General features: G+C 40.7%; 29 protein-coding genes and 2 pseudogenes. 16 read left to right on the top strand and 15 right to left on the bottom strand.

Features of this window, described 5'->3' with window-relative positions:
- The first annotated feature begins 48 nt into the window (after window positions 1-48).
- From F7734_RS13755 to F7734_RS13735, 5 genes are all read left to right on the top strand, one after another.
- Entirely contained in the window at window positions 49-2,286 is a 2,238-nt protein-coding gene (locus F7734_RS13755; protein WP_243146865.1) for a S8 family serine peptidase, read from the top strand.
- Window positions 2,287-2,482: 196 nt separating this feature from the next.
- Window positions 2,483-2,677: a type II toxin-antitoxin system HicA family toxin gene (locus F7734_RS13750; protein WP_155744954.1), complete on the top strand. Its 195-nt coding sequence runs from the start codon at window positions 2,483-2,485 to the stop codon at window positions 2,675-2,677.
- Window positions 2,674-2,829: a type II toxin-antitoxin system HicB family antitoxin gene (locus F7734_RS13745; protein ID WP_155744955.1), complete on the top strand. Its 156-nt coding sequence runs from the start codon at window positions 2,674-2,676 to the stop codon at window positions 2,827-2,829. Before F7734_RS13750 ends, F7734_RS13745 begins: the two co-directional genes overlap by 4 nt.
- Before the next feature lie 316 nt (window positions 2,830-3,145).
- The gene (locus F7734_RS13740) at window positions 3,146-3,367 is read left to right on the top strand and encodes a hypothetical protein (RefSeq protein WP_155745255.1); all 222 of its coding nucleotides are present in this window, start codon (window positions 3,146-3,148) and stop codon (window positions 3,365-3,367) included.
- Entirely contained in the window at window positions 3,361-5,067 is a 1,707-nt protein-coding gene (locus F7734_RS13735) for an RluA family pseudouridine synthase (RefSeq protein ID WP_155745254.1), read from the top strand. The genes F7734_RS13740 and F7734_RS13735 overlap by 7 nt, the downstream gene beginning before the upstream one ends.
- Window positions 5,068-5,118: 51 nt before the next feature.
- Here F7734_RS13735 and F7734_RS13730 read toward each other — a convergent pair whose 3' ends face one another.
- The 3 genes from F7734_RS13730 to F7734_RS13720 form a co-directional block, all read right to left on the bottom strand.
- Window positions 5,119-5,472, bottom strand: a complete 354-nt coding sequence (locus tag F7734_RS13730; RefSeq protein WP_155745253.1) for a DUF5615 family PIN-like protein — start codon at window positions 5,470-5,472, stop codon at window positions 5,119-5,121.
- Window positions 5,469-5,705 (bottom strand): DUF433 domain-containing protein, encoded by a 237-nt coding sequence (locus F7734_RS13725; protein WP_155745252.1) that lies wholly within the window; start codon window positions 5,703-5,705, stop codon window positions 5,469-5,471. The genes F7734_RS13730 and F7734_RS13725 overlap by 4 nt, the downstream gene beginning before the upstream one ends.
- Window positions 5,706-6,126: 421 nt before the next feature.
- Window positions 6,127-7,416 carry a Tudor-knot domain-containing protein gene (locus tag F7734_RS13720; protein WP_155745251.1) on the bottom strand — a complete coding sequence of 430 codons (1,290 nt, stop codon included), beginning with the start codon at window positions 7,414-7,416 and terminating at the stop codon, window positions 6,127-6,129.
- Between the two features lie 335 nt (window positions 7,417-7,751).
- On the opposite strand from F7734_RS13720, the gene F7734_RS13715 reads away from it, so the two are divergent.
- Window positions 7,752-9,230 (top strand): Rieske 2Fe-2S domain-containing protein, encoded by a 1,479-nt coding sequence (locus F7734_RS13715; protein ID WP_155745293.1) that lies wholly within the window; start codon window positions 7,752-7,754, stop codon window positions 9,228-9,230.
- Window positions 9,231-9,236: 6 nt separating this feature from the next.
- Here F7734_RS13715 and F7734_RS13710 read toward each other — a convergent pair whose 3' ends face one another.
- Window positions 9,237-9,992 carry a DUF4058 family protein gene (locus F7734_RS13710; protein ID WP_155745250.1) on the bottom strand — a complete coding sequence of 252 codons (756 nt, stop codon included), beginning with the start codon at window positions 9,990-9,992 and terminating at the stop codon, window positions 9,237-9,239.
- 309 nt (window positions 9,993-10,301) lie between these two features.
- Window positions 10,302-10,685, bottom strand: a pseudogene (locus F7734_RS13705) (ATP-binding protein); the annotation flags it as partial.
- 600 nt (window positions 10,686-11,285) lie between these two features.
- Here F7734_RS13705 and F7734_RS65255 point away from each other — a divergent pair.
- The 3 genes from F7734_RS65255 (at window position 11,286) to F7734_RS61975 (ending at window position 12,356) form a co-directional block, all read left to right on the top strand.
- On the top strand, window positions 11,286-11,417 hold the full coding sequence (locus F7734_RS65255; protein ID WP_279239710.1) for a hypothetical protein: 132 nt from the start codon (window positions 11,286-11,288) through the stop codon (window positions 11,415-11,417).
- A 50-nt stretch (window positions 11,418-11,467) separates the two neighbouring features.
- The gene (locus F7734_RS13700; protein ID WP_155745248.1) at window positions 11,468-11,797 is read left to right on the top strand and encodes a helix-turn-helix transcriptional regulator; all 330 of its coding nucleotides are present in this window, start codon (window positions 11,468-11,470) and stop codon (window positions 11,795-11,797) included.
- Window positions 11,798-12,005: 208 nt separating this feature from the next.
- Window positions 12,006-12,356, top strand: a complete 351-nt coding sequence (locus F7734_RS61975; protein ID WP_207714096.1) for a hypothetical protein — start codon at window positions 12,006-12,008, stop codon at window positions 12,354-12,356.
- 3 nt (window positions 12,357-12,359) lie between these two features.
- Here F7734_RS61975 and F7734_RS63400 read toward each other — a convergent pair.
- The 5 genes and pseudogenes from F7734_RS63400 to F7734_RS13675 all read right to left on the bottom strand — a co-directional run.
- Window positions 12,360-12,498: pseudogene (locus F7734_RS63400) on the bottom strand (IS4 family transposase); the annotation flags it as partial.
- Window positions 12,431-12,640, bottom strand: coding sequence for a hypothetical protein (locus F7734_RS13690; protein ID WP_155745247.1), 210 nt, complete (start codon window positions 12,638-12,640; stop codon window positions 12,431-12,433). The pseudogene F7734_RS63400 and the gene F7734_RS13690, both read right to left, overlap by 68 nt.
- The gene (locus F7734_RS13685) at window positions 12,618-12,839 is read right to left on the bottom strand and encodes a hypothetical protein (RefSeq protein ID WP_155745246.1); all 222 of its coding nucleotides are present in this window, start codon (window positions 12,837-12,839) and stop codon (window positions 12,618-12,620) included. The genes F7734_RS13690 and F7734_RS13685 overlap by 23 nt, the downstream gene beginning before the upstream one ends.
- A 357-nt stretch (window positions 12,840-13,196) precedes the next feature.
- Window positions 13,197-13,616, bottom strand: a complete 420-nt coding sequence (locus F7734_RS13680; RefSeq protein WP_155745245.1) for a type II toxin-antitoxin system VapC family toxin — start codon at window positions 13,614-13,616, stop codon at window positions 13,197-13,199.
- Between the two features lie 5 nt (window positions 13,617-13,621).
- On the bottom strand, window positions 13,622-13,915 hold the full coding sequence (locus F7734_RS13675; RefSeq protein WP_155745244.1) for a helix-turn-helix domain-containing protein: 294 nt from the start codon (window positions 13,913-13,915) through the stop codon (window positions 13,622-13,624).
- A 143-nt stretch (window positions 13,916-14,058) separates the two neighbouring features.
- Here F7734_RS13675 and F7734_RS13670 point away from each other — a divergent pair, with 143 nt between their 5' ends.
- From F7734_RS13670 to F7734_RS13655, 4 genes are read left to right on the top strand one after another with little or no spacing between them, the layout of a single operon-like run.
- Complete coding sequence (locus tag F7734_RS13670; RefSeq protein ID WP_155745243.1) at window positions 14,059-14,319, top strand: hypothetical protein; 261 nt, start codon at window positions 14,059-14,061, stop codon at window positions 14,317-14,319.
- A gap of 4 nt (window positions 14,320-14,323) precedes the next feature.
- A complete protein-coding gene (locus tag F7734_RS13665) occupies window positions 14,324-14,977 on the top strand; it encodes a hypothetical protein (protein WP_155745242.1) in 654 nt (217 codons plus the stop codon).
- Between the two features lie 24 nt (window positions 14,978-15,001).
- Window positions 15,002-15,457, top strand: coding sequence for a hypothetical protein (locus F7734_RS13660; protein ID WP_155745241.1), 456 nt, complete (start codon window positions 15,002-15,004; stop codon window positions 15,455-15,457).
- The gene (locus F7734_RS13655; RefSeq protein WP_155745240.1) at window positions 15,454-15,921 is read left to right on the top strand and encodes an HNH endonuclease signature motif containing protein; all 468 of its coding nucleotides are present in this window, start codon (window positions 15,454-15,456) and stop codon (window positions 15,919-15,921) included. The genes F7734_RS13660 and F7734_RS13655 overlap by 4 nt, the downstream gene beginning before the upstream one ends.
- A 78-nt stretch (window positions 15,922-15,999) precedes the next feature.
- Here F7734_RS13655 and F7734_RS13650 read toward each other — a convergent pair whose 3' ends face one another.
- Window positions 16,000-16,266 (bottom strand): peptidoglycan-binding domain-containing protein, encoded by a 267-nt coding sequence (locus tag F7734_RS13650; protein WP_155745239.1) that lies wholly within the window; start codon window positions 16,264-16,266, stop codon window positions 16,000-16,002.
- A gap of 395 nt (window positions 16,267-16,661) precedes the next feature.
- On the opposite strand from F7734_RS13650, the gene F7734_RS13645 reads away from it, so the two are divergent.
- The gene (locus tag F7734_RS13645; RefSeq protein ID WP_155745238.1) at window positions 16,662-17,930 is read left to right on the top strand and encodes a hypothetical protein; all 1,269 of its coding nucleotides are present in this window, start codon (window positions 16,662-16,664) and stop codon (window positions 17,928-17,930) included.
- A 2-nt stretch (window positions 17,931-17,932) separates the two neighbouring features.
- On the top strand, window positions 17,933-18,889 hold the full coding sequence (locus tag F7734_RS13640; RefSeq protein ID WP_155745237.1) for a pyridoxal-phosphate dependent enzyme: 957 nt from the start codon (window positions 17,933-17,935) through the stop codon (window positions 18,887-18,889).
- A 60-nt stretch (window positions 18,890-18,949) separates the two neighbouring features.
- Here the strand turns inward: F7734_RS13640 and F7734_RS13635 are convergent, their stop codons facing one another.
- The gene (locus F7734_RS13635) at window positions 18,950-19,231 is read right to left on the bottom strand and encodes a hypothetical protein (protein WP_155745236.1); all 282 of its coding nucleotides are present in this window, start codon (window positions 19,229-19,231) and stop codon (window positions 18,950-18,952) included.
- Between the two features lie 255 nt (window positions 19,232-19,486).
- Entirely contained in the window at window positions 19,487-20,302 is an 816-nt protein-coding gene (gene nudC / locus F7734_RS13630) for an NAD(+) diphosphatase (RefSeq protein WP_155745235.1), read from the bottom strand.
- 108 nt (window positions 20,303-20,410) lie between these two features.
- Between nudC and F7734_RS13625 the strand changes: the two genes are divergently transcribed.
- Complete coding sequence (locus tag F7734_RS13625) at window positions 20,411-21,910, top strand: NAD(P)/FAD-dependent oxidoreductase (protein WP_243146864.1); 1,500 nt, start codon at window positions 20,411-20,413, stop codon at window positions 21,908-21,910.
- Window positions 21,911-21,957: 47 nt separating this feature from the next.
- Here the strand turns inward: F7734_RS13625 and F7734_RS13620 are convergent, their stop codons facing one another.
- Window positions 21,958-23,070: an ATP-binding protein gene (locus F7734_RS13620; protein WP_155745233.1), complete on the bottom strand. Its 1,113-nt coding sequence runs from the start codon at window positions 23,068-23,070 to the stop codon at window positions 21,958-21,960.
- A gap of 19 nt (window positions 23,071-23,089) precedes the next feature.
- Entirely contained in the window at window positions 23,090-25,273 is a 2,184-nt protein-coding gene (locus F7734_RS13615) for a histidine kinase dimerization/phosphoacceptor domain -containing protein (RefSeq protein ID WP_155745232.1), read from the bottom strand.
- Between the last annotated feature and the right edge of the window lie 71 nt (window positions 25,274-25,344).

Here is a 25,344-nt window from a genome sequence, read left to right as displayed (position 1 = left end):
GGTGTACTTTACCTGTCATCTTTTAGTAATTCTAAGGAAATTGACCTTATGCAATTTTCAGAAATTGCATATCCTCCAAAACCAGAGAAATACACATATCCAGCAAAATTAATCGGTGTTGCAATTATGAAACGTTTCCTCTCTAGTCTGGTTTTAGCAGCTTGCTTTCTCTGTTCCACCAATCTTCCCTTCATCCCCCACCAATACCGGGAACTCGCGCAAGCACAAACAACAGATGAATTGTTTTATACATTTTACGGTCAAAAAATTCCTCTTAACTTGCGACGCGATCGCATTGCTGTCAGCTTTAAACCAACTAACACCCGCTCTCGCTCCATCCTACCTTTACACTTACAGTTACAACAGGATTTAAGACGTGGTAGTGGCAATACTCGCAATATGAACAACAGTGGCTTTGATATCGATGTAAAACCATTGGGAGAAAATATTGCCCTGGTGAATGTACCGAACGGCACTCGTAGTTCCCTAAATTCAGTTCAACAGCAGATTCAAAAGCAGTCTTACGTAAAAGAAACCCTACCTATTTTAACCCGCAAATCAGGGGAAACATCCAGAGAAAAAGAATCCGAGCAAGTTATTGTTCTACCCAATGAGATTGCGATCGGCTTTGACCGGGATATGTCTGAAAGTCAAAGACAAATGGTATTATTGCGTCACGATTTAGAGGTGATTCGCCCGTTGAGGTTTAGTAAAAATCGCTACTTAGTCCGTTCTAAGTCGGTATCCGGGACAGAGATTTTAAATGTGGCAAACGAATTAGCGCAGTTGTCAGGTGTACAATCTGCTACACCAAATTTCATTCAAGCCACATCCTACCAACAATCGAAACTATTGGCGAATCTCGCTCATTTACCAGAAACTCCCAACGCCACTCAACGCGTGGAACAGCAGTTAGCACAGTTACCCCAACCAAAAGATACACCTGTCGAAGCAAAATTACTGCCCTTGCAATGGCATTTAAATAGTACCCCAAAACGCGGTCAATTATTAGGTCGTACCGACGTTCGCGCTACAGAAGCATGGAAGCACAGCAATGGTGGACGTGGGGTTGTGGTAGCGATAATTGATAGTTTAATTCAATGGGATCATCCTGATTTAGTCAAGAATATCTATAAATCTGGTTTTCATGCCGATAAGTTACCTGGTGAAGAATATGGTTGGGACTTTTCTAGCAAAGGAAAAGGAGATGCAGACACGCGGTTGAGTTCTCAGGAATTGGCACTCCTCCAAGCAGAATTTCAAGATACTTTTAAATTACCGACCGACCAATTCTTAAAGAAATATCAACAGTTTGCCGATATATTCAAAAAACGTAGCCCCAACGCTTCCCCCAGTGAAATAGCCCTTTACATTCGGAATCACATTCGTCATCAAATCAGTAGCGAGTTTCACGGGACTTGGTCTGCGGGAGTAATTGCTGCCAATTCTCCAGATAAAACTGGTGTTCTCGGAGTTGCACCCAATACCCAAATTTTACCAGTGCGGGTGTTTGGCTTGAGTGGTACGATTAATTCCGCTTCTTTAATAGAAGCAATTGGTTATGCTGCTAGTAGAAATGTTGATGTCATTAATATGAGTTTGGGAGGTTTGCTTCCCGATGAGGGATTAACCGAACAAATTTTTGATGTATTGGATACTAACCGCAATTTAGTCATTATCGCTTCTGCGGGGAATGAAAATTTAGATGGTGTTGCTTTCCCTGCTGGTATTCCTGGAGTTGTATCGGTTGGTGCTACAAATATGACGGGTAATCGTACCTACTACAGCAGTTATGGTGGGGGATTAGATGTCGTTGCACCAGGGGGAGAAATCCAAAATGGTATGAGTGGGGGAATTTTGACTACAGGTGGTACTTGGCTGGATGGTTTTTGGCAAGGAATGTCTGTACCGGATAGTTCTTGGGGTGTGGCTTTAGACTCTGTAGGTAAGTACGTTCAGGTACAGGGTACTTCTTTCTCGGCTCCCATTGTATCGGGAGTGGTGGCACTTATGAAGGGGGAAGACCCGAAACGGCGTTTGAGTCGAGATGAGATGGTATCGATTTTGAAGAAGACTGCTACCTATGATGGGCTAAATCTTTCTCAGGCTGATGTGAATCGGTATCGGTTGCAGAGGGAAGTGGGTTTTGGCACTGTTGTAGATGCTCCAGTTTCTCGACCTTCAGGGATTTTTGCCAAGGCAAAACCTGTGTCAGCACAGGAGTATTTCTTTGGACGGGGTTTGGTAAATGCTGATGCTGCAGTGGCAAGTGTGAGGCAGAAATAGGGATTGGTGGTAAGCTAAATACTATGAAAAGCGCTGTCCTCAAAGTGGCGAAATCCTGAGACTTCCGCGCACTCCTCTAGTAGAAGCGATCTCATATGGTTTTCGGTTCTTCCGCTACTTTTAAGCTGGTTTTCCTTGGTTTCGGAGTCAGCGAAACAGTTATTCTGAAAAGAATCTAAAATATAAAGAAAAAGTCATGAAAGTTCGTGAGGTACTCAAGCGATTAGAAGCGGATGGATGGTATGAAGCGAGAATGCGAGGAAGTCATCGAGTCCTGAAGCACCCCCAAAAATCCGGTATCGTTGTTGTACCGGGGAATTTTTCTGATGAAGTTGCCATTGGAACTCTCAAAAGTATCTGGAAACAAGCGCAAATGGAGTCCGAATTATGAAAGAATATGTTGTCATTTTTGAATGGGCTGGCAGTAACTATTCAGCTTATGTTCCAGATTTGCCTGGTTGTATTTCTACAGGGAAAACCCTTGAGGAAACAGAAAGCAATATTAAAGAAGCCATTGAGCTTTATATTGATACTCTCCTTTGAAGATGGTCAAACTATTCCAGAACCATCCCTTAAGGCGAAGGCAATTTCTGTTGCAGTGCCAATGAACTTATGAGCACCAAGAGCGGTTTGAAGAGATGATTTTTTCTTTCGGTTCAATGGATATTGAACGCAGTCTGGTTCGAATACTACTTGGTTAATGATAGTCAAGATGCCAGAACCCCGGTAAATAAGTGCGAAACCGGGGTTCTAATTTTGGCTACTCCCTTGCAGTATAGAGTCTGGTTCTTCAACCCACATTCAGCAGGTTAAATTAAAAAAAAGTTATTTTCAGTAAAGTTGATTGAAAATTTCAAAAATGAAAGAAGAAGTTCAAATAGACGTACAAGATATAGACCATTTGGGAATCATAGCGGGAATTATATTGCGATCGCAGGCATACAAAAGTTGCCTGAACAAAAAATGGCGAAATTCCATCAAAGTCAACACCCTAGGCTTTGGGCGACCAAATCTAATTCATCGCGCTCAGAATCCCCGACCGTTTACTAAGGGGGAGTTAGTCAATCTAAGTTTATGGTAGTTCTTCACCCACTTTCAGATTTTCTTGAAAGCGATACGGCTTCAGCCGTTAAGCCTTCGGCTTATCGCACCACAGTAAACTCCACTCCTACCTATTACTATGAAGGGCGCTGTCCTCAAAGCGGCGAAATACTCAGACTTCCGCGCACTACTCTGGTGGAAGCGATCGCACGTGGTTTAATGAAATATCTTGCGACTGACGAGCGTTATTCCCGTCAGGGTAAAATGTATGGAGTCTTGCTAGTGGAACTACCATCGGGAGAACAACGGATACTCAAGGCTTTCTCAGGGTTGCTAAATGGTAGCAGTATAGTTGAGGGTTGGGTTCCACCTATTCCTGGGCGAGAACAAGTGGCTTTAGACGAAGCCAGTGTACTGGTTGAATTGGAAAATATTAAGCAAAAACTGATTTCCCTCAAGCAAATTCCAGAACGACAGCAATATGAAATTTTGTCGCGGGAGTTTAAGTTACGCCTGCAAGAAATGAGCGATCGCCATCAAAATACCAAGCAGCAACGACACGAAAAACGCTTGATATTTTGTGAGACGCTAACAGGAGAATTACTGACTGTAGCCCTTGAACAACTTGATGAAGAAAGCCGTCAAGATGGAATCGAAAAACGTAGATTCAAACGCCAACAGGATGAGGCATTGCGATCGCTCAAGCAATTGATTGAAACTGCGGATGGGCAAATTCGTGAATTGAAACAGTTGCGGAAAGAACTATCCCGTCAACTTCAAGCTCAGATGCATGCTGCTTACTCTGTCATGAATTTTTTAGGGCAATCTTCATCTTTGCAACAGTTAATTCCCAAAGGTTCTATGCCTACTGGAACGGGAGATTGTTGTGCTCCAAAATTGCTGCACTATGCGGCAACACATGGTTTAAAACCATTGGCAATGGCAGAGTTTTGGTGGGGATTTTCTTCTAACGATGGAGATAAAGTTTCAGGAGAATTTTATGGGGCTTGTGCGGAACGATGTCAGCCATTAATGGGGTTTTTGCTTTCAGGATTGCCACAGGGAAATGTAGAGACAAGAGACGCATCTTTAAAACTTTCACCAGAGGAAATACTACCCATTCTTTATGAAGACAAATGGTTAATTGCTGTCAACAAACCTGCGGGATTATTATCAGTTCCAGGACGTTATCGCGATCGCCAAGACAGTGTTCTGAGTCGTTTGCGTCATTTATTGCCCGATGGAGAAGAACTTATTGCCGTACATCGTTTAGACCAAGATACTTCTGGTATTCTTTTGTTAGCTCGCGATGGGCAAACGTATCGGCAACTCAGCCAGCAATTTCAGCAACGACAAGTTCACAAAGTTTATGAAGCCCTGCTTGCTGGTTCTCTGACCACTAAGAGCGGTATTATAGAACTGCCTTTGTGGGGAAACCCTGAAAATCGCCCCTATCAACAAGTTGATTGGCAGTATGGAAAACCCAGCGTGACTCACTTTCAGGTAGTGTCAAAAGAAGGAAACTACACTCGCGTAGAATTTATACCCCTGACAGGGCGAACTCATCAATTGAGAGTTCATGCTGCTGATAAAAATGGACTTGGAATACCTATATTAGGCGATCGTCTTTATGGATGTCATGTTGAAGCAAGTCGGTTACATCTACATGCTAGAGAACTGAGCTTACTTCATCCGCAGCACGGAAAAACTTTGTACTTGCAGGCAAAGACACCATTTTGACACTTAATTTTTGGCAGCGACAAAGTTGAGCGTATAAAATCTTGACTAAGACTACAAATGCACAATCATGGAATCCTGGCTCATTTCAATGTAGGAGTGCTCTTTAAAAAGTTCAACTAAAGATTGAAAGTTTGCTGAAAACAGGGTTTCAAGTTCTGAGTTCTTGATGTTCCCTGTTGTAATTAAAAGTAGTTTATAGGGTTGCTGAACAGTTAAGAAAGTGTTGACAAAATCTGAATCTTTGGTAACTACAATTCGATTTTCTTGAATTGATATAACATTAATTTCAGTATCGGAAGTAGCGTTTTGCCTAGGTAAATCTCTGGTATGAATTGTATCGTAGCCTGAAGTTTGTAGGAAACGCGCAAGGCGAATCGGTAACTGAGCATCTACAAGAAATTTCATGAGGCAATTTTATGAATACTTTTAACCTGACTAAGTCGAGCTGCAAACAACAAAACAGCCAGAATATCTTCATACTCTATGTCGTCATAATCTTCCAAAATTTCCTCCGTGGTCATACCAGAACTAAGTAGCTCCAAGATTAACTCAACTGGGTAACGAAGTCCTCGAATGCACGGTTTTCCGTGGCAGATATCAGGATTATGGGTGATGCGTTGTAAAAGTGTGTTATCCATGTTGTCTCAGATCTCCGCAAACGTTACCTTTTAAAGGTTACAGCTTGTTAAAATACAATTATACTTGATAGTGTTAAACCTGTGATAGAACACTTTTTGTTGAAGACTGCTTAATAGATATGGTACAAAGTCTTTGGAAAAACAGCTTGCCGATAAATGATAAATTGCGATCGCACTTCATAAGCTGTTCGTTGTCGAAATGCGAATCGCAATCTCCTAGAATTTTAATTCTGCTGTAGAAATATGGGTACGGGAGTTGGTTGAAGAGCAATACTTGTCGGTTAAGCTAAAAATTCAAATTTAAGGTAGGTTGGGTTGAGGAACGAAACCCAACACTTATCAGGATTTGTTGGGTTTCGTTCCTCAACCCAACCTACAAAAACGCTTATCCGAGCAGTATTGGGTTGAAGAGAGCTTGTTGTTAACAAACTTCTTCCTCATCAACCCATTCATCATAGGATGAGTCGTAACCGATGTAATGCACAAAATATTGCTGACTTTTGATTTTACCAATTGTTGCAGAATACCACTCCTCTTCTTCCTCATCCCAAACTTTTACCTTTTGACCTACTCTATATTCACCGTCATCAGATGAGTGGCGATCGCGTATCCGAATATCGTCTTCTTCAACCCACTCGTTATCAGAGGAATCGTAACCACTATACTGAATAAAGTAACGGTTACCTTTGACTTGTTCAACAGTAGCCTTGTACCACTCCTCATCTTCACTATCCCAAACCTCTACTTTTGTCCCCTCTGCATACCGATCGTTATCAGTTTTTATAGCACGGGACGTTGGTGGCTGTTCTTGAACTTCTTGTTTGACTAAAGTATGAGCTTGTAAAATCAGACTGCGAGCCACAGTTTGAATTCCTGTATGCTCGTAGTAATTGGTGGTTTGATCTAGGAATGCTGCCACAAAGTCTAAATTATCATCAGCCATCTGAATAAAATTGCCTAGATGACTAAAAATTGATTGGGGAGTTACACCAGTTTTTGAGACTAAGTTATTCATCCAGCCTTGCACGGAGTTGAAACCCTGAGTGATAAAACCCACTTTATCAGAAGGATTGCTGCCTGGTAGAAAGTTGTTGATGCTTGAAAAGATAGGATTTTGAGCGATCGCGTCAGTATTTGCACCACTTATCACTTCCTGTATCTTGCTGAGAAAGTCAGGACCTAAGGGCAAAACTCCATCCAAACAAACTAAAGCAACCATCCGCATCAGAGATGCATCTTTATAGTTATTTGTGAGAGTATTGACAAATTCTTGTGGGTTGGGTTGGGGAATGCCATTGAGTTTGGAGAATGCAATAATTTCGACAGCTACTTTCAGGACTAAATCAATTGTTTGAGTGACGTCAGCTTTTGGTGTAATTTTGCTTAAGAAGGAAAGAAAACCGATTTTCTCACCTACTTTGTTGGCTAAAGCAGCAGTTGCCATAGCTGTATCTGCGCTATCAATCGTTTGATAAAGTTTGATGGCAGCTTGGTAGCCTTGTTGAGGATCGTGGTACAGAACAATAGCGCGATCGCGAATTTGCTGAATGACTTGGGGATTGGTTTCTCCAGTAATTGCACGGATACTGTTGTCAAATCCTACCAGATTATTCCACTGCCCTGGTGCTACGTAATCCAGTGCCTTTAAAACTTTGACAGTAATATTGTCAGATGGTAACTCGTCAACCAATTGAATAATGGATTTATCCATATGCTGATTCTCAAAACCCTAAATGGTGTTTACAACAAAGTTCAGAAACAGTAGCTACTCTAGTGCAGGGCAAATAACACCAGTAAAAACTCGGAAAGCAAAATTAATTTATAAGACTCATTTACGGGAAATGCACTACTGAGATTACCGTTACATGAACTCTATTGATAGAGTTCCCGAAGCTGACACAAAAGTAACAGTTTTGCTTAAAGAATAAAAATGTGTTTGTTGGGTTTCGTTCCTCAACCCAACCTACTAATATCCGTATTGGTTGTGTTAAAATTCTTTAAGAGAGGTTGTTTTATTAAGAATAAGGAGTACCTGTGGCTACTGAGATGAGTCTGCCAGGAAATATACGTGATGCTGTCGAACAATTTCACCAGCAAGAAGAGGTATTTCAGTGGACTAAACAGTGGTATCCGGTAGCTGTTGTAGATTTCTTGGACTCTTCTCGTCCCCACGCAATGCAGTTACTAGGAAAAGAGATTGTCTTGTGGCGGGATGGGGCTGGTAAATGGCGTTGTTTTGAAGATTGTTGTCCCCATCGATTGGTTCCGCTTTCAGAAGGTCGTGTTGAATCTGACGGGACACTTTTGTGCGCGTATCACGCTTGGCGTTTTGATTCTCAAGGGAATTGTGTCAACATTCCTCAATCACAAAATGAGCAAACTGAGGCAAAGAATTGCTCAAACACGAGGTCGTGCGCTACCGCTTATCCCACTCAAGAATGCCAAGGGTTGCTGTGGGTATGGTCAGAATCAGGTTCGCAAGCCCAACAGGAAAGTCAATTGAGGTCACCGCGAATCATACCAGAGCTTGAAAATGGCTCAGACAAAGCGGTACAGCTATTTTGGAATGTACGCGATCTTCCCTATGGATGGGACTTTTTCATGGAGAATGTGGCAGATCCCGCTCATGTCCCTGTCTCTCACCACGGACTTGTTGGAAGTCGCTATAAGGATGCCAAGTACTATAACATGAATCTAGTGCGGAATGTGTCTACTCAAGAAGGTTTTTCTTTTGAAATTACACCAACGGCTCCTAATATTGAACAAGCAGTTCATGACTTTCAACCGCCATGTCACATGAGGATTGTCTCAAGCAATACGGATGGCGGAAAGCTTATACTAGCATTGTATGCTACCCCGACTCGTCCGGGATGGTGTCGTCACATCGGATGCCAAGTGTTAGTGAAGAATGATGCAGGGCAAAAGCCAAAAGGTTTGGGGATTTTTGGACTACCCATGCCAATTTGGTTGGGTCACGTGTTGTCTTCTTTATTCTTACATCAAGATTTGGTGTTCCTTCACTATCAACAGAAGATTCTGGGACGACGAAAGGACAAATGGCTCAATGCAGTTTATACTCCAAATCCCCAAGATAAAATGGTAATTACGTTTCGCCAGTGGCTGGAAACAAGAGCTGGAGGCGGTGTTCCTTGGGTTTCGGAAGATGGTTTGGCTCTAGAAGAGGCGGACAAGCAGAAGCTTTTTGATGTGTGGACAACTCATACTCAACACTGTAAGGTTTGCCAGGATGCTCTGAAAAATTTCAATCGTCTCTCTGTATTGGCTTATATAGCTGCTGCTGTGTGTTTGCTTGTGGGGGTCATTGTGGATGCACGAGCTATAGCTGTGAAAGCTGCAATCGCAAACTTCCAGCAAACAAGTGGCTCGATTCTAACTACTATCCCTCCTGCAGCTTTCTGGTGGGCAATTGGAGGCGCGATTCTATTTGCTATCGTGGGATACCAAATTAAGAGATTTAGCCGACTCTTCTATATTTATGAGTTTGAACACGCCCGCAATGATTGATTTTTTTTAGGAGATGAAACTTCGCAGCCAAGTATCATCTTCTAGAGATAACTTGGGAATGCAAGGTGTATTGTAGTCGATCGCCAGTTCTAACCGAGCGCGATCGTACACCCGATGTAGCAAGGGTTGCAATTCCAACAATGGCTCTGGTTCTTCAGGACGTAAAGGAATTGGAAAAGCTGGTATCGGTTGTCTCAAGTTAAAGGCGTAGAGTTGAGCTTTCGGACGTTGAGGGCTTCGACTTATTAAAATCCGATAATCGGATGGAATTGCACCAATCATGGGAAGTGGTTCACCTCCCCGCAGTAAATCTATTTCTATTAAGTGAGTCGCACTCGTAAGAATTTTTTGTCGCTTTTGCAGATAAGTACTGCGTCCTTCACCAGTGCGTTTATTTTTAGGTGATAGCACCTCGATAGTCGTGATGACGGTTCCAGTATTTCCTTCGCGAATTTCTAGAAAACGCTCTTGAACTTCCTCTGCAATTGGAATCTCAATGTTGACAGGTTGAACCATGGTAGCAGAAGTTGTCGCTTGAGTTTTCTTTGGCACAGAAGCAGTAACAGATACATCGGGAATGCCAACCAACACACTTTCCTCTGCTTCGCTCAAATATACCCGCTTTTCCACAGCAACACGGTAATCTCGACTGAGGCGATCGTCAAGAGCATCAGCGATCGCCACAATCATCCGGCTATGAAATTCTGACCACAATTCTGGGTTTTCCAGATAAGGATTCATCCCAGGTAAAGGAGATGGCATCGTAAATAGGAATAAATTTAATCATTTAATAAATATGGTACAAAGCTAAGATGGGTAACGCTAGGATTGTCAAGGTGACTTATAAAATTTTGATTAGCAATTGCTCATATTCCCTCTCTGTGCTCTGGAGCGTCCTCTGCGGTTCAAAAGTAATTTATTTAACCGCCGAGACGCAGAGTACGCTGAGGTAAGAGGTGAGAAAGCTATTAATTTCCTAAAGTTTTGATCCACCTTGACAGGGCTAGATGGGTAACGCCCACCATCTCAAGTCAAATAACCGTCAAATAAAACTCGAAGCTCAAAAGCTAGTTAAGCCCAAAAAGGAACATACTTTGTGTGTTTTTTAGATTCACTACTTGGATCGTAAGGTTTGATCAACCCCGCCTTTATTGTGTCTGTGATAATACGTGAGGCAATCGAGGCATTCTCTGAGGAAATTGAAAATCTTTTTCGCAATGAAGAATTAGTCATTTGTTCGTTAGATACAAATCGCAAACAAGCATGCTGATAACACGCTCTTATTCTGTCTTCCTTGTCCATATCTGCTAACTTCTTATAAGCAAATAAAATAGCTTGAGTATGGCTCTCTGTTACCTTAAAAGCTGGGGCTGGTAACTGAAATACTTCAACCACATCAACCACTTTGTCAATACCACTACCACGTTCTTCACATATATTAATACGACGCATAAAAGCTGCTAGAGCGCCGGTTCAGTAGAAGATATTGACAAATCCGGCATACTGTGTATAGCACGACAAGGAACTCAAATACGGCAAAGATCTTGGTTTGATAGCATTGAGAGCGCGAGCATTTGATGTGCTTGTCGATGACAATTAATATCAATAGACTTGTAGATAGCACTCTTTGAGTACAAACTAAGACTTGGGAAAAATAGAGTGCGATCGTACTATCTTCTTGTAGGCGGCTTTGATAGCGTTCCTGACGGGATTGAACCTGATACTAAGTCATGAAATGACATCAATTTTTCTAGTGGCATTGTGGTGAATAGACATATCCGGATTTACGTGAAACTGACTAAGCATGATAAATAACAAACGCTTGAACCACCAGACAAAGCCAAAAAAATCTAGAAATACTATGAAAATAAAATAGACTCGTCGAAGAGTAGATGATGAAAGCAGCACCGCCTTCTTAAGCACGGGTGATGAATGAATGGATGGTTATGCAATGGAGTTGTGGAGTATTGTAGTTGACAAAAAGCCCATGTTTTAGTGAACTCAAAGATAAGGAGAAAAGAGTATTAGGAGTACAATGACTATGCGTCCTATAGTTTGGAACCCACCGATAGAACTGTCAACTCAAGAAGAAAAAGTGGTAAAACGGATAAGGAACAAGCCAAACAATTACGGAGAGAAGCAGAAAACCAACTGCAACTGCTGACACAAACTGATAATTTTGCTTAATCAGACTTTTACAGTTACCGTTATTTTGCCACCCAACACGGAGAAAAAGAATGACTGAGGAAATTAAAGTACAAGCAAGTAGCGGTAATGTATTTGCCGATTTGGGTCTAGAAAACCCTGATGAATTACTGTTAAAAGCTGAACTTGTACGCAAGATTAGTAACATTATTACTACACAACAAATAACGCAGGCTGAAGCAGCAGAACTTTTAGGAATTGATCGAGCAAAGGTTTCTGCTTTAATGACGGGAAAATTATCAGAATTTTCGACTGTGCGCCTATTTCGCTTCTTGAATGCACTAGGTCAAGATGTAGAGATTGTAGTGACAAGCAAACCTCAATCTGACTTACAAGCTCAAACACGAGTTGTGTCTAGGTAATCTTTAGTAATATAGCGGTTTTCACTCTTATTGAAGTACAAATTTATCCGCGTCCATCTGCGTTCATCTGCGGTTCCAAAACTTTTTATGTATTGTACCCAATTGAAAACCGCTATAGTTGAGAACCAATGTCGAGCCAAAATTCAAAATCCAAAATCGTATAATTTATGACTTTTGCTGTAGGGTCTTTAATTAAAGTACTCTAGAGTTGCGAAACAAGTTTCATATTGAAGCAGAGTTGGTGTTGCCAAGTACGGTGACTCGCTTGCAACAAAATTGTCGTTTGGGACAATCGCTGTTCGATTTATACCCTTTTACAATTGTCTCTACGGATTTTATTAAATCTGACAGTCGGCGTGATGAATTTCTACGGGCTTGTCCGGAATTGGTCATTGTTGATGAAGCTCACACTTGCGCTGAAGGTGAGTGTTTCAATTTTTGCTCCCGTTCCTTTGTGTATCAGTTTCTTGGAAGGAAATTTAGCTCTAGTTTTTTTAACTACTCGCGGGTTACTTCTTCCTTCACGTTCTGGTATTTGAACATCTGCGGATTTCTCTAACAAGCCAGGTAAAAAAAAAGGTATTTCTTCACAGCGAGAGACGTTGAAATTTGGGAACAGCTCGACGCACTACGTTAAGCGTTCCGGTAAAGCTTAATCGTAAAGGGGATATTTGAGCGTGCGAAGCAACTTGAAACATCAGCGATAGCGTAAGCGCTAACGGAAGACAGCCGTATCGCACAGCCCAATGTCCCAAGCTGGTATGCTTTTTGAGCCTGCTCTTTTATCTCAGAAGACAAAGCAGCATATGCTTGCCAAAAATCAGGTGTCGTTAAGGACTTCATCAAGATCCCTCACGTTATTAGCTGCAATGTCAGCTTCTGCTTTAGCAATTAGGTTGTTTAATTTACCAGATTTTAAATCTACTTCTATTTGCCGATCCCATGCTTCATCTAAGTATGTCTGAATCCATGTGGCAAGTTGGCGAATTTCGTTTTCTGGAAGTTGTTTAATTGCTGTTTCGATTTCTACCAAAGAGGACATAAAGAAAATACATTTTTTTTGAAAGTACTTTTATGACTAGTTTACAATACAGAGCTATCTGTTGCTTGCCTACCACGTTAATCTTTCGCCACATTAATACTTATGTGCTTCTGCATAAGTATTAATGCTGTAGCTATCCGTTTTTCATAATCTTTTCCTTGCGTTTGAAACCATGCTAGGGTTTCTGCATCAATTAGAACCAGAATACTGGTCTTTGCGCCGGAGAGTTTACAGTCCCTGATGATTTTAACGAGCCTTTACCGGAGTAAATGGTAGTCGAACTATGACACCAACCTCTGTTTCTTCTTTGCTCATATTGTCGCGAGCGCAAAATACTAGACAAAACAGTATTATATTTCAATCAACCCAATTTACAACCCGTAATCCAGGAATTTGTTGAAAATGTCTGATATTCCGTGTCACTAATGTAGCTCTATTGGCTAAGGAGATACTCGCAATTAACAAATCAGCTCGTCCAATTTTGCGTAGTTTTGATACTATACGCAAACGCTCAAATTCATCTGCTGCGCTTTGACTGATGGGAACAATTAAAAGTTCTGCTAAGAATTCTTCTGTGCGAAACAAAAACTCTTGCGCCCTTAATAAACTTTCACTATTTTCTGCTTTAATCAGATACTCAATACGCCCGCGCAGCATTTCTGCTTTTGTAATAATGGTAATTCCCACCTCTGAAGTTTCAACAGCATTCAACCTAGCAATAACATTCGTGTTTCCAGCATAAAGGTGGGTTAGAGTATCAGTATCAAGCAAATACATTTACGTTATAATGACTCATCGACTTCAGAACGTCCTCGCGCTTCATAAATACTTGTTCTCAATTGAGCAAGAGATGTATCATCTGCAAAAGCCCCTGCTTGTTGAAGTAGGGTAGAACGACTATTTTGAGCACGCAACCAATCATCAATTGCAACTTTCAAAAACCTCCATTCGTTTTCAATTTGACGACCGGGAAGCTTTCCTTGTAAGGCTTGACGCTGTAAAGTTTCCATTGGCAAACGTAAATATTCCGAAACTTCTTCTAGGGTGAGAACTTCTGGTAATATGACTTGCTTCATAAACTGTTTTTTACAACGCTTTACGTGGTCTACGATCATAGCATATATTAGGGACTTTGAGTTTCCAGATCGCTAATTTTTTCTCGCGGCTAATCAGCACCTAAAGCTACATATTGTTTCACTTTGGGAAAATCAAATTTTTGATGATGAGTAAAACTGATTTGCTTATCTTGTCGCGATCGCAAAATACCAGGCAGACCAGTATGATTGGTATAATTCTTCCTAATCATAGGCTGCTAGGTTTTCCCAATGGACGCAGATTAACCAATCATGATGGTATTGGTGGGTTTCTGACCTCAGAAAAATTAATTGGTGAATTAAGCAGAAGTCGTCCGGAACAAAAAGTTTGCTCGTTGAATCTGCTACTACAGATGATTGTTGACGATAAGTATTGGGGGGTGTGAAGCGGTGACTGGAACGCACAAGCAAGAGCTAAAATTTATTATCAAACTGGATACAGAGCGTAAAAAAGTTCTCCGCGTGTCCTTGGGTTGGACGATGGCAGATGTTGAACGAGCGATCGCACAATCGCCATCAGTCACAGTTGAGGATGTTCTCAAAGTCTTTTCTCAAGAAGAATGGAACGAATTATCATTGAGATTGGCATCTTTTGCGGGTCCAGAGACGAAAACTCGTCAAAGACAGCAAGCTTATCAGAAAGGTCTTGTGACCATGCGAGATAAGAGTATTGTCACTCTTAATGAAACATTAGCTGCTCTTGAGGAACAAATTAGAAAAGACCGAAAGCAAATTGAAATCAACCAAAAAGAACTCGAACAACAGCAAGAAAGAATTAACGAGCAAAGAAAAACACTTGAAGACCAAAAGCAAGAAATTATCAGACAAGAAAAACAAATTGAAATACATCAAAAGACTTTAAATGAAAATCTTCAAGCTATTAACAAGCTCAAAGAGGGAAGTGAAATCTTAATAGAGGAAAACGAGCAACTAAGAGATATAGCAGAATATCAAAACCAGACATTAGTAAAAATAAGAAATTTTATAATCTCTACCATAAAATATATCCCAAATGAAATCAAGAAGATTTTAGACATTGGCTAGATTCAGACAGTTATACAGAATTTTATGAAAACTATCACGAGAAAACAATTAAAGTCATTAGGATGCTCAAATTATTTAGCTAAAAAGCTAACAGTTGGTGTTATGTACACCAAGGCTAATAAAGAGCATACTTACGTTTGTCAAGGTGTAGTCAAAAGAATTGAACATACATTGAAGAATTCACTACGGCTTCAACATAGAAACGCATTACTACTTGAAGGTTTGTTGGAAAAGTTGAGAAGACCATCTTCTGCTCTGGAGTTTCAGCAAATAGTTAATTCACCTGAAGTTGCAGAAGTTGAAAATCAAATTGATAATTTTAATAAAAGATATTCAGAGATTTGTAGAAAATCTACACAAGCAATACAGATGATATCTGATGCAATAGAAGGGCATTATCAAACTATGCAAGAGTACGCGGATTCACTATCTTCAAAGGAGAGAGAAGAATTCTTGCAAAGTGTTGGAGGGACTTTATGAAAAGTATCAGTCAACTGAGAAAAGAGCTATATGAAATTCAAAAAAGATCGGAAACAGCAATAAATGGTATTGAAGAAACTAATCAAAGATGGAACGAACAGTGTTCGCCTCGTTCTTTGTATCACCAGTTAAAAGTATCTGGAACTTATGACAAGTGGATTCAAGAGCAAATAAAAATTCAAGGAAATCGCTGTTTTAACAAAAAGTGTCGATGTCTTTTTACTGAAGACAATCCATATACTATAGATCATGTCAAACCCTTGACACCCAAAAAGACTCCAACAGATCCCGATGAGCTTTGGGGCTACACAACCAACACGACAAATAACTTTATCCTGCTTTGTAGGGCTTGTAACAAATTGAAAGGCAACCGTACTGATATTAATATATGGGCTGGTTGGGATAAAACAGATATACAAAAACTCAGACAAACATCAAAACCTCAACTGAAAACTAGGATTTGATGATATCGCAATAGTTGTTATCTAAATAAACCACATTTTTTATAAGGGCGCAAGGCATTGCGCCCCTACTTGTTTTACTTACAAAGTTTCTTCTCCATCACCAGGTAAAGCACTCAGTTCTTGCCAAGTTTTGAGTCCGACCACTCCATCTACAGATAATCCTCTGCTTTTTTGAAAATCTTTCACAGCAGCTTCTGTTGCTTGACCGAAATTGCCATCAATTTTCAGAAATAATCTGGGAACACTGATACTTTGAAACATTAACAACCGTTGCAAAATTTTGACGGCTACACCAGAATTACCATTTTTTAGAGTGGGAAGAGTTGTTTGTGTGATACTGTTCATCTATCGTAGAGAAGTATTAGTTGAATTTGACAATAACTAACTTCTGTAGATTTACTCTCAATTCCAGAAATAAAATAAAGGATTACCCATTAGGGTACTCAGTTACTACAGTCAAGATAGAATTCAAAGAATTTGATTCCATTTCTCAAACCCTACTCAATACTGCTCGGATAAGGAAATTGTAGGTTGGGTAGAGCGAAGCGCGAAACCCAACAAATGCTGATAAATGTTGGGTTTCGTTCCTCAACCCAACCTACGTGTTTTCGTATTTTTAGGCTTAACCGACAAGTATTGAAACCCTACTATGAAGAGATGTAGAACATACAGTTGTTTCCGAATCTTCATGTTAATCTTGGAGAAAGTAGGTCAAAATTGGCTCTTTTGTCGTTTCTATTATGAAAACCAATCTTTTTCAAATTCCATTTGTACTGATGCTAGTAAGTGTCGGTATTTCGCAAATAGCTTATACTCAAACTCCTATATTAAAAACGTCTAAACTATCTGAAGAAGTTGCGACGCTGCGACAACAAGGTCAAACGGGATTGGAAATATTTCTCAAATCTCATGCCAATGAATTAAATTCTGCTAACGTGCAAATCCGTCAGGCTTTAGATTCACTCTGTCAGCAAAAGGATTGCTATGCTTCTCAGCTTTACTGGTACACCGATCTGGAAAAAGCGAAAGCCGCCGCAACAGCTAGCGGTAAACCAATCCTATCTTTGAGGTTGCTGGGTAACTTGGACACAGATCTCAGCTGCGCCAACAGCAGGTTTTTTAGAGTCGCACTATATCCCAACGCGGAAATTTCCAAGTTATTAAGAGAAAACTTTATTCTACATTGGCAATCAGTTCGTCCCGTTCCTAAAGTAACGATTGATTTTGGTGACGGGCGCAAACTAGAACGCACAATTACAGGTAATAGCATTCATTACATCTTAGATAGTTCGGGTCGTCCCATTGATGCAATTCCAGGGCTATACGGACCAAAAGCTTTTCTCGATCGCCTCCAGCAAGGGGAAGTCGCAGCAAAGGAATACAGCAAACGTAACAGTTCCCAACGCGAAGCTTTTTTACGACAATACCATAGCGATCGCCTCACCACTCTCCAAAACCAATGGACAGCAGATTTAGCGAAACTGGGTATCCAGTCTCCACCCCGGTTAGTTGCATCTCCTAGTAATGAAAGCGAAACTCCCAATGCTACAGTAGCAGGTACGGTAGCAGTCTCAAAAATGAGAGTGGAAAGTCCAATACTAAACAATCTCCAGCCACAAAGCACTGAAAATCCAAGCACTCCTTTAGAAATAACAGATCGAGCAACTTGGAGCAGAATCGCCCAACTTTACACAGAGTCTGCCAAACTGGATAAAAACAGCATTGCCTTAATCGGTGATAAAAAGTTTCAGTCTGCTAAAAATCCACAGGAGCTATCAAACCTGATTCGTAATTTTGAAGCGGCAATGGCTCTTGATACAGTTAGAAATGAGTATATCCTGCACAGGCAAATTCATCAATGGTTTGTACAAGGTAACCAAACAAGCTATGTGGATTCATTAAATGAAAAAGTTTACGCCGAACTGTTTTTGACTCCCAGTAGCGATCCTTGGTTGGGACTCGCGCCTATCGACATTTACAGTGCGATCGATAATGAGGGTATCCGCTAAATATGACTTCCTCAGAAACAGTCGCCAATTTTTTTAATGTACCTGTCAGCCCAATTCAGGAAATTTTTGACGAAACGCTAACAGAAGCTAAAATTAGGCTTTTGATTAAAAGAGATGATTTGCTAAATTCTTCAGTATCAGGTAATAAATTCCGGAAACTGAAATACAATTGCTTGAAAATCAAAGAGTTAGGATTTCCACGGCTTGTTACATTCGGGGGTGCCTTCTCAAATCATATCTACGCTACGGCTGTCGTGGGAAAATATGTGGGCATTAAAACCATCGGTATTATTCGCGGTGAACGTACCGAACCCCTCAACACAACACTTGATTTTGCCGAAAAGTGTGGAATGAAATTGCTCTTTGTCAGCCGCTCTGAGTTTCGCGATGAAAGTTTGATTTTTCAACAGATAAAAAAAGAATTTGGTAATGTTTATTTTTTGCCATCAGGCGGCTCGAATACTTTAGCTTTGCACGGCTGTAGAGAAACTGTTGACGAAGTTCATTCACAAATGCTAGTTCGACCTGATTATTTTTGTACGGCGTGTGGTACGGGTTGTACTTTAGCTGGTATTGTTGCGGCTGCTGATTCAGATCAATATATTATTGGGTTTTCAGCATTAAAAGGAAATTTTTTGAAAAATGACGTGCAAAGATTGCTTGACACGCAAGATAATTTACGCTGCCAAAATTGGCAAATCACCGATGATTACTGTTTTGGTGGCTATGCCAAATGGAAGCCAGAATTAATTGATTTTGTCAATGACTTTAAACGAAAATACTCTATTGCTCTCGATCCAATTTACACTGGAAAAATGTTTTTTGGTATTTTCGATTTGGCAAAAAAAGGATTTTTCCATCACAATATTACAATCGTCGCCGTTCATACGGGTGGATTGCAGGGTATTGAAGGTTTTAATCAAGTTAAACTCAAAAATTCTAGTTTGAGACTCGAATAAACAAACCAGCTTAGTCTCTGCCACACTATGTGCAAAGCACGGGCTGTGACTAACTTTTGGTTATTTGATAACTAACAACGGTATCTTGTTATCATCATTAGATTTGGATAGGTAGCCATATACCGAAATCCTGAGATTCAACTGTTGACAGGCATGACACCAACAAAAATAATCAGGCTGAATTGCATTTACTTGAATACGTCCAACATAATAACTTCCGTCTTCAGTATTTCTAGCAACAACGCAAAACCTCTCGTACAACAAACACTGGTCTTCTTGTTGAATCAATTCTGTCTCATAAGAAGAATTTTTGGATTGCGAAAGATATGCTTGTGAATTCATGGTTATAGTTGGTAAAAGCACAAATATAAAAAACAATAGATATACAGTACACGGTATCAAAAAGTTTCTTATACATCATGAGATTTTTCTCACTATTTCCTCATGCTGTTTTCATGCAGTGGTCTGATTATCATTAATATGACTGTACCTAACCCACCCCCCATATTCTTCTATGCAGTAATGCAGTTATGAGATTTTGGGGGTTTTGTTTTTCTGGCAGTGGGAGTGAATTTATATCATGGAGATCGCAGTTTATTAAGTTGAAACAAACCAGTCGAGGAGTTTTCGAGCAATACTTGGCTTGGGAGGAATCTGCGGTAGGTTATATTTACTAAACCAAGCAGCATCGACTAACTCCTGGGGTTCGATGACGATATCACCACTTGCATAAGTTGCAGTAAATCCAATCATTAGTGAGTTGGGAAATGGCCAGGGTTGCGAGCCAAAATAGCGAATATCTTTGACCTCAATCCCTACTTCCTCTCGGACTTCTCGCACCACTGTTTCTTCTAATGATTCTCCTGGTTCCACAAATCCAGCCAGTATGCTGTACATACCCGGTGGAAACCGAGGCGCACGAGCTAATAATACTTCTTCACCCCGCGAGACAAGAACAATCATTGCAGGTGAGAGGCGCGGATAATTTACTAACTCGCATTTAGGGCAACGCTTGGCACGCTCATGTGCTAATTGAACTGTAGGTGTCGCGCAATGACCGCAGTACTGGTGGGTACGATCCCATTCCATAATCTGAACGGCGCGACCACATACTGCATACAAGTCCTCATCCAAGCTTCCATACAATTCCCGCAGTCCCATTAACCTCAAACTATCAGGGATGATAGAATCCTTGGGCAGTTCGGCTGAGTAACACCCAATGCCATCAAGAGTACCGAGGAATTGCGATCGCAGTGCCTTCAAACCAATTTCTGCTAAACTGACAAACCTGGGAATGTGGCTAACTGTCCCTTCAGAACGGATTAATAACTTGTTGCCAACAAACGCGAACCACAAAGAGGGTTCGGATTCTACTAGAGGTGGAATAATGCCAGGGATGAAAGTTCGCTGCATATCACTAGAACGCCATTACTCCGATCCTAGCACTATGAGCAATGCCCTGAAAATTGCTATAACAGCAGTTAAGATATAAAAATTGAAATGCATAACGGGATTCCTTTTATGGAGAAGCTCGACGTTGTTGTCATTGGTGCTGGACCTGTTGGATTGGCAACTGCCATCGGCTTACGCAAGCGAGGAGTTGAAAATCTGTTAGTTGTCGATCAAACTCGCGCTTTTCGTCAAGTCGGTCAAACGGTGGATCTTCTCCCCAATGGATTAAAAGCTCTGAAATATTTAGATTCTGTAGCTTACGAACAAATCAAAGAAGTTGGTAATCGATTTTTGAATCCCAAGCCACCTAACGAGGAGACTGTCAAGACAACTCCAGGAACACAGCCTGCAAAAGCTACACGCGAATGGGTACAAAAGAATTTGCGCGGAGAGCGAATCTCATCGTTTTCTCTGAGTTATGATGATTGGTTTAAAGAGTATGGAGAGGGTCGAACATCAATTAGTTGGTATAATTTGCAAACAACCCTCAGACAATTACTTCCCGAAGACCGAGTTCGCCCCAATCATCGATGTATCAATATAGAGGATGAATCGGAGACTGGGTATATTCGGGTAGATTGTGTCTCCGATACAAGGATAGAAGCCAATCCTTATGCACACTGGTCTGAAGAACAGAAACCGGAAGAGAACCAGCCTCAAAATGGAGAAACACAACAATTTGAAACAAAATCTTTCCGAGCAAAACTCATCATTGCCGCCGATGGAATCAATTCTACGGTTCGCCAAATTCTTTACAAAGATAGTCCATACTCTGCTTTTGCAAAACCAAAATATTCTGGGTTTGCAGCAATTGCCTGTAGTCAAATTATTGACATTCCAGACAATCTAAAGTCAGCGCTAGAAGAAAGTTTTTTCCAAGGGTCACCTCTTGTCACAATCCGTAATGATGAAATTTCTGGAGAAGATTTCCGTAGGGAAGTGCCAAGGATGATTATGTTTCAGAGACCTAACGGTCCAACTGGATACCTCATACATATTGCTTTGCCTCTAGATATATTACAAGGAAAATCTGGCAAATCTTTAATTGACATAGCCTTACCTGCACTGGAGAACGCTGGCTACCCCGATGTTCTCAAACAGCTCGTAAGCATATCTACTCCTGACAATATGCGACAACGCCCGTACTACGTCCACCATGCTAGTATTACGGATTCCTTACAACTTCCCAGCGCTGCTTCTATCGATACACAAGACAATCTTATCAAAATTCAACCACCTTGGAGTTCGGGACGAGTGGTCTTGGTTGGTGATGCAGCCCATGGAATGCCTCCCTTCATAGCACAAGGAGCAAATCAAGGGCTTGAAGATGCGTTAGTCATTGCAACTTTAATTGCTAACGTTGCAACAGAGAAGGGTTGGGATAACACGCAAGCCATAACTCAAGCCTTTGAAAAATACGAACATTTTCGTCGTCCCTTCATGGTTCGCGTCCAACAGGCGACATTACAACAGTTATCCCCAAGTCTTAAAAAAGAGTGGCAAGAATACAGCGATTTAGTATTTCGTCGAGAATTTGCACAAATGTTACCAGCGATCGGTGACAAATGACAAATGACAAATGACAAATGACAAATGACCAATGACCAGTGACCAATCTACTTACTTATTGCTGGATTCCTGAAGGGAAATTTGACAGTAAATGTAGTTCCCACTCCGACTTCGCTCTGCACAATAATTTCTCCACCATGTAAGTCCAAACATTTTTTGACAAGCGTTAGCCCTAGACCCGTTCCAGGAATTTTGCCAACATTTTCACCTCTATGAAAAGGCTTAAACACATACTGTTGCTCTGCTGTTGGAATGCCAATACCTGTGTCTTTTACCTGAAAAATTATCTCTCTGTCCGGACAAAATAGTTCTAGATAAACATTACTACCTTGAGATGAATATTTGATAGCATTTGAAAGCAGATTACTAAGAATATGCCATAACAGTTTTTTATCCAAGTCAGCAGTGGTACATTGGTCGTGGTTTATGAAAATAATGTGATGGGTTTGATCTGCGCTAAATTGCATCTCTTCCACCAGACCTTGGCAGAATTTGTCCAAATCTAATGGTGCAGGCGAAAAATCTAATTGACCTCCTTCTGCTTTCCCGACTGCCAAAACATCATTCAACAAATTTTCCATTGTTCTAACAGATTCTTGAATAAGATATAAGTATTCTCGTTTTTTGACCTCAAGTAATTCATGACTGTGATGTTCAAGTAATTGAGCAGAAGCTAAAATACTAGTCATTGGTCTACGAAATTCATGGACAACCATCGACCAAAACCGAGATTTGAGTTCACTCAGTTCTTTTTCTTTTGTCAAAGCCACATGCACTGCTTCTTCTGCCATCCGGCGGCGCAAAGCAACTTCAATGGCAGCGTATAATTCTCTTTCATCAAAAGGTTTGATGATGTAACCAAAAGGCTCTGTGACTTTTGCTCGTTGTAAAGTTTTTTCATCTGCATAAGCAGTTAAAAAAATCACAGGAATATTGAATTCAGTCCGGATATGTTCGGATGCTTTTATCCCATCAATTTTGCCTTTTAATCTGATATCCATTAACACTAAATCTGGCCGAGTTTCTGCTGCCTTTTCAATAGCTTCTTCTCCAGACGAAACGGCTGCCACTACAACATATCCTAAATTTTGCAATCGTTTAGCTATATCCTTGGCGACAATCCTTTCATCTTCAACAATTAAAATCTTTGCATTAGCCATTTCTCTTCTCCTCTACTGTCTACTGTAATTCAGCGAATTCAATTATAAATTGAGTGCCTTGGCTGTTATCAAGGTCTATCGTTCCTTCTAGTTGTTCTGTAAAAGTACATACTAATTGTAGCCCTAAAGATTCTGTATCTTTGAAGTCAATATCTTTAGGCAAACCAACACCGTTATCACTGATAGTTAGTCTAAATTTACCAGAATTAATTGAGTGAATTGCAATAGAGATTTGAGGTTTTTTGTTTTTTGGTCTAAAAGCATGTTTGAGAGAATTTAAAACGAGTTCGTTGATAATTAATCCACAGGGAATCGCCGTATCAATGTTTAACCAAATATCTTGAGCATCTATTTTCAAGGTAACTGTCTGCGCTCTGGCAGAATATGAACGAAGTAAATTGGTTGCTAGTTCGCGAATATATTCAGCAAAATCTATTCTAAATAAGTCTTTGGATTGATACAGTTTTTCATGGATAAGTGCCATTGAACGGATGCGATTCTGACTATCTTTAAAAGATGCTAGTGCTTTTTCATCTTTAATATAGTCAGACTGCAACCTTAACAAACTGGAAATAGTTTGAAGATTATTTTTGACTCGATGATGGACTTCTTTGAGAAGAATTTCTTTTTCTTTGAGTGATACTAATAACTGCTCCTCTGCCCGTCTACGCTCAGTCAGTTCGGATTGAACTTGCTGATATAGTTCAGATTGCTGAATGGCAATAGCGACATGGGTTGCTAACTGTTGAAGCAAATCAACTTCAAACTGCCGCCAATACCTAGGTTCGGAACAGTGGTAGGCACACAATAGCCCCCACAAATGTTCTTTCTGGAGAATAGGAACTATGAGGCTAGCTCTAATGTTATACAAAGCTAAAATATCGATGTGACATTGAGTAAAACCAGCTGTGTAGATATCTTCTGCCACTAGAGTGCGCCCTTCTTTGTAAGATTGGGCATAATTTTTTCCAAAGCAGGTGTCTTGGATAGTGCTATTCAAGGCAGGTTGCCAACCGGAAGCTACGGATTCAACCACAACTGTTCCACTTAAGTCTAAGTTGAAACGATAAATAATGACTCTCTCCGTCTGAAGAAACTGCCGCACTTCGGCAACTGTGGTGTTAAGTATTTCATCCCAATTAAGTGATTTGCGAATGCGGAGTGCCATCGCGGTTAGGAGGCGATTGCACTGAAGTTGTTCCATGAGTTCTGCTGGAGTCTGTTGCACTTCGAGTTTTATATTAGCGTCACTACTTTGTAACAGTTCGGTTTTTTTATTTTCAAACTGTTCAATGGAACGCTGTAGTTGCTCTACAGATCTCCGCATAAGTGCAACATCAAGTGTTTTCAAAAAGTTAGTTGGCGTGACAATACCTAATATTTTGCCACATTCATCAGATACAATAAATTGCTGTACTCGTCGTTGTTGCATTTTCCAGTAGGCAGCTAGTATTGATTCTGTTGGCTCGCAATTCAATAATGGTGTTTGCATTATAGTCTGAGCTTGCGTCTGCGATAAATTTACTTGCAGAGCTTGAAGCTGAATGATATCCCGATCCATTACAAGCCCCACTGGCTCAATGTCTGCTTTAGTACCTCCTGCTGTTAGCACCACGCTATTAACCTGATGTTCTACCATCAACTGAGCTATACCAAGTACTGAAGTCGTTACCGATGTCTGAACTATCGGAGTAGAAATAACCTCTGCCAACTGCCGCGATCTCAGTAATTCATCTAGTTGCAGCGCTTGGCGAATACTTTCAAGGGTGACCATGCCTAAGAGCTGTCCCCCAGCATCGATAATTGGTAGGTGGCGTATCTGATGTTGGCGTAGTAATGACAGAGCGGTAAAAATATCTACTGTGTCAGATTGTGATAGGGTAAATACTGGCTGCCTCATCAATTCAGCAACTTTCATTTCTGCTAAATTCCTGCCGGAGGCAATAACTTGCAGTGCATCGGCATCAGTAAATACTCCGAATATTTGTGCATCTTGTATTACTAGTACGCCACTGCCTCTAGCTTCGGTTAGAAATGCAGTATCTAATAGCAAATTCAAACTGGGTAGGATGCAACTGCTACGAGCTTTGCCCATAATTGTAATTGTTTCTATGAGTGACGTATTGGGAGTCACTTTCAGAGGGCGGCGGTCAATTGCAGGCTCTAAGCTAAACAAAGATGCTGATGGCTCTTGCTTGGGCATACTTAAGGTGGGTGTTGCTGCTATAACTGAAGTTTAAAAAATTTTGGGAGTTGCAAGAGTTAACTTGCGGA

It is taken from the genome of Scytonema sp. UIC 10036, from assembly GCF_009725235.1.
Note: the sequence above shows the minus strand (reverse complement) of the source record. Positions and strands in the feature narration are given on the sequence as shown.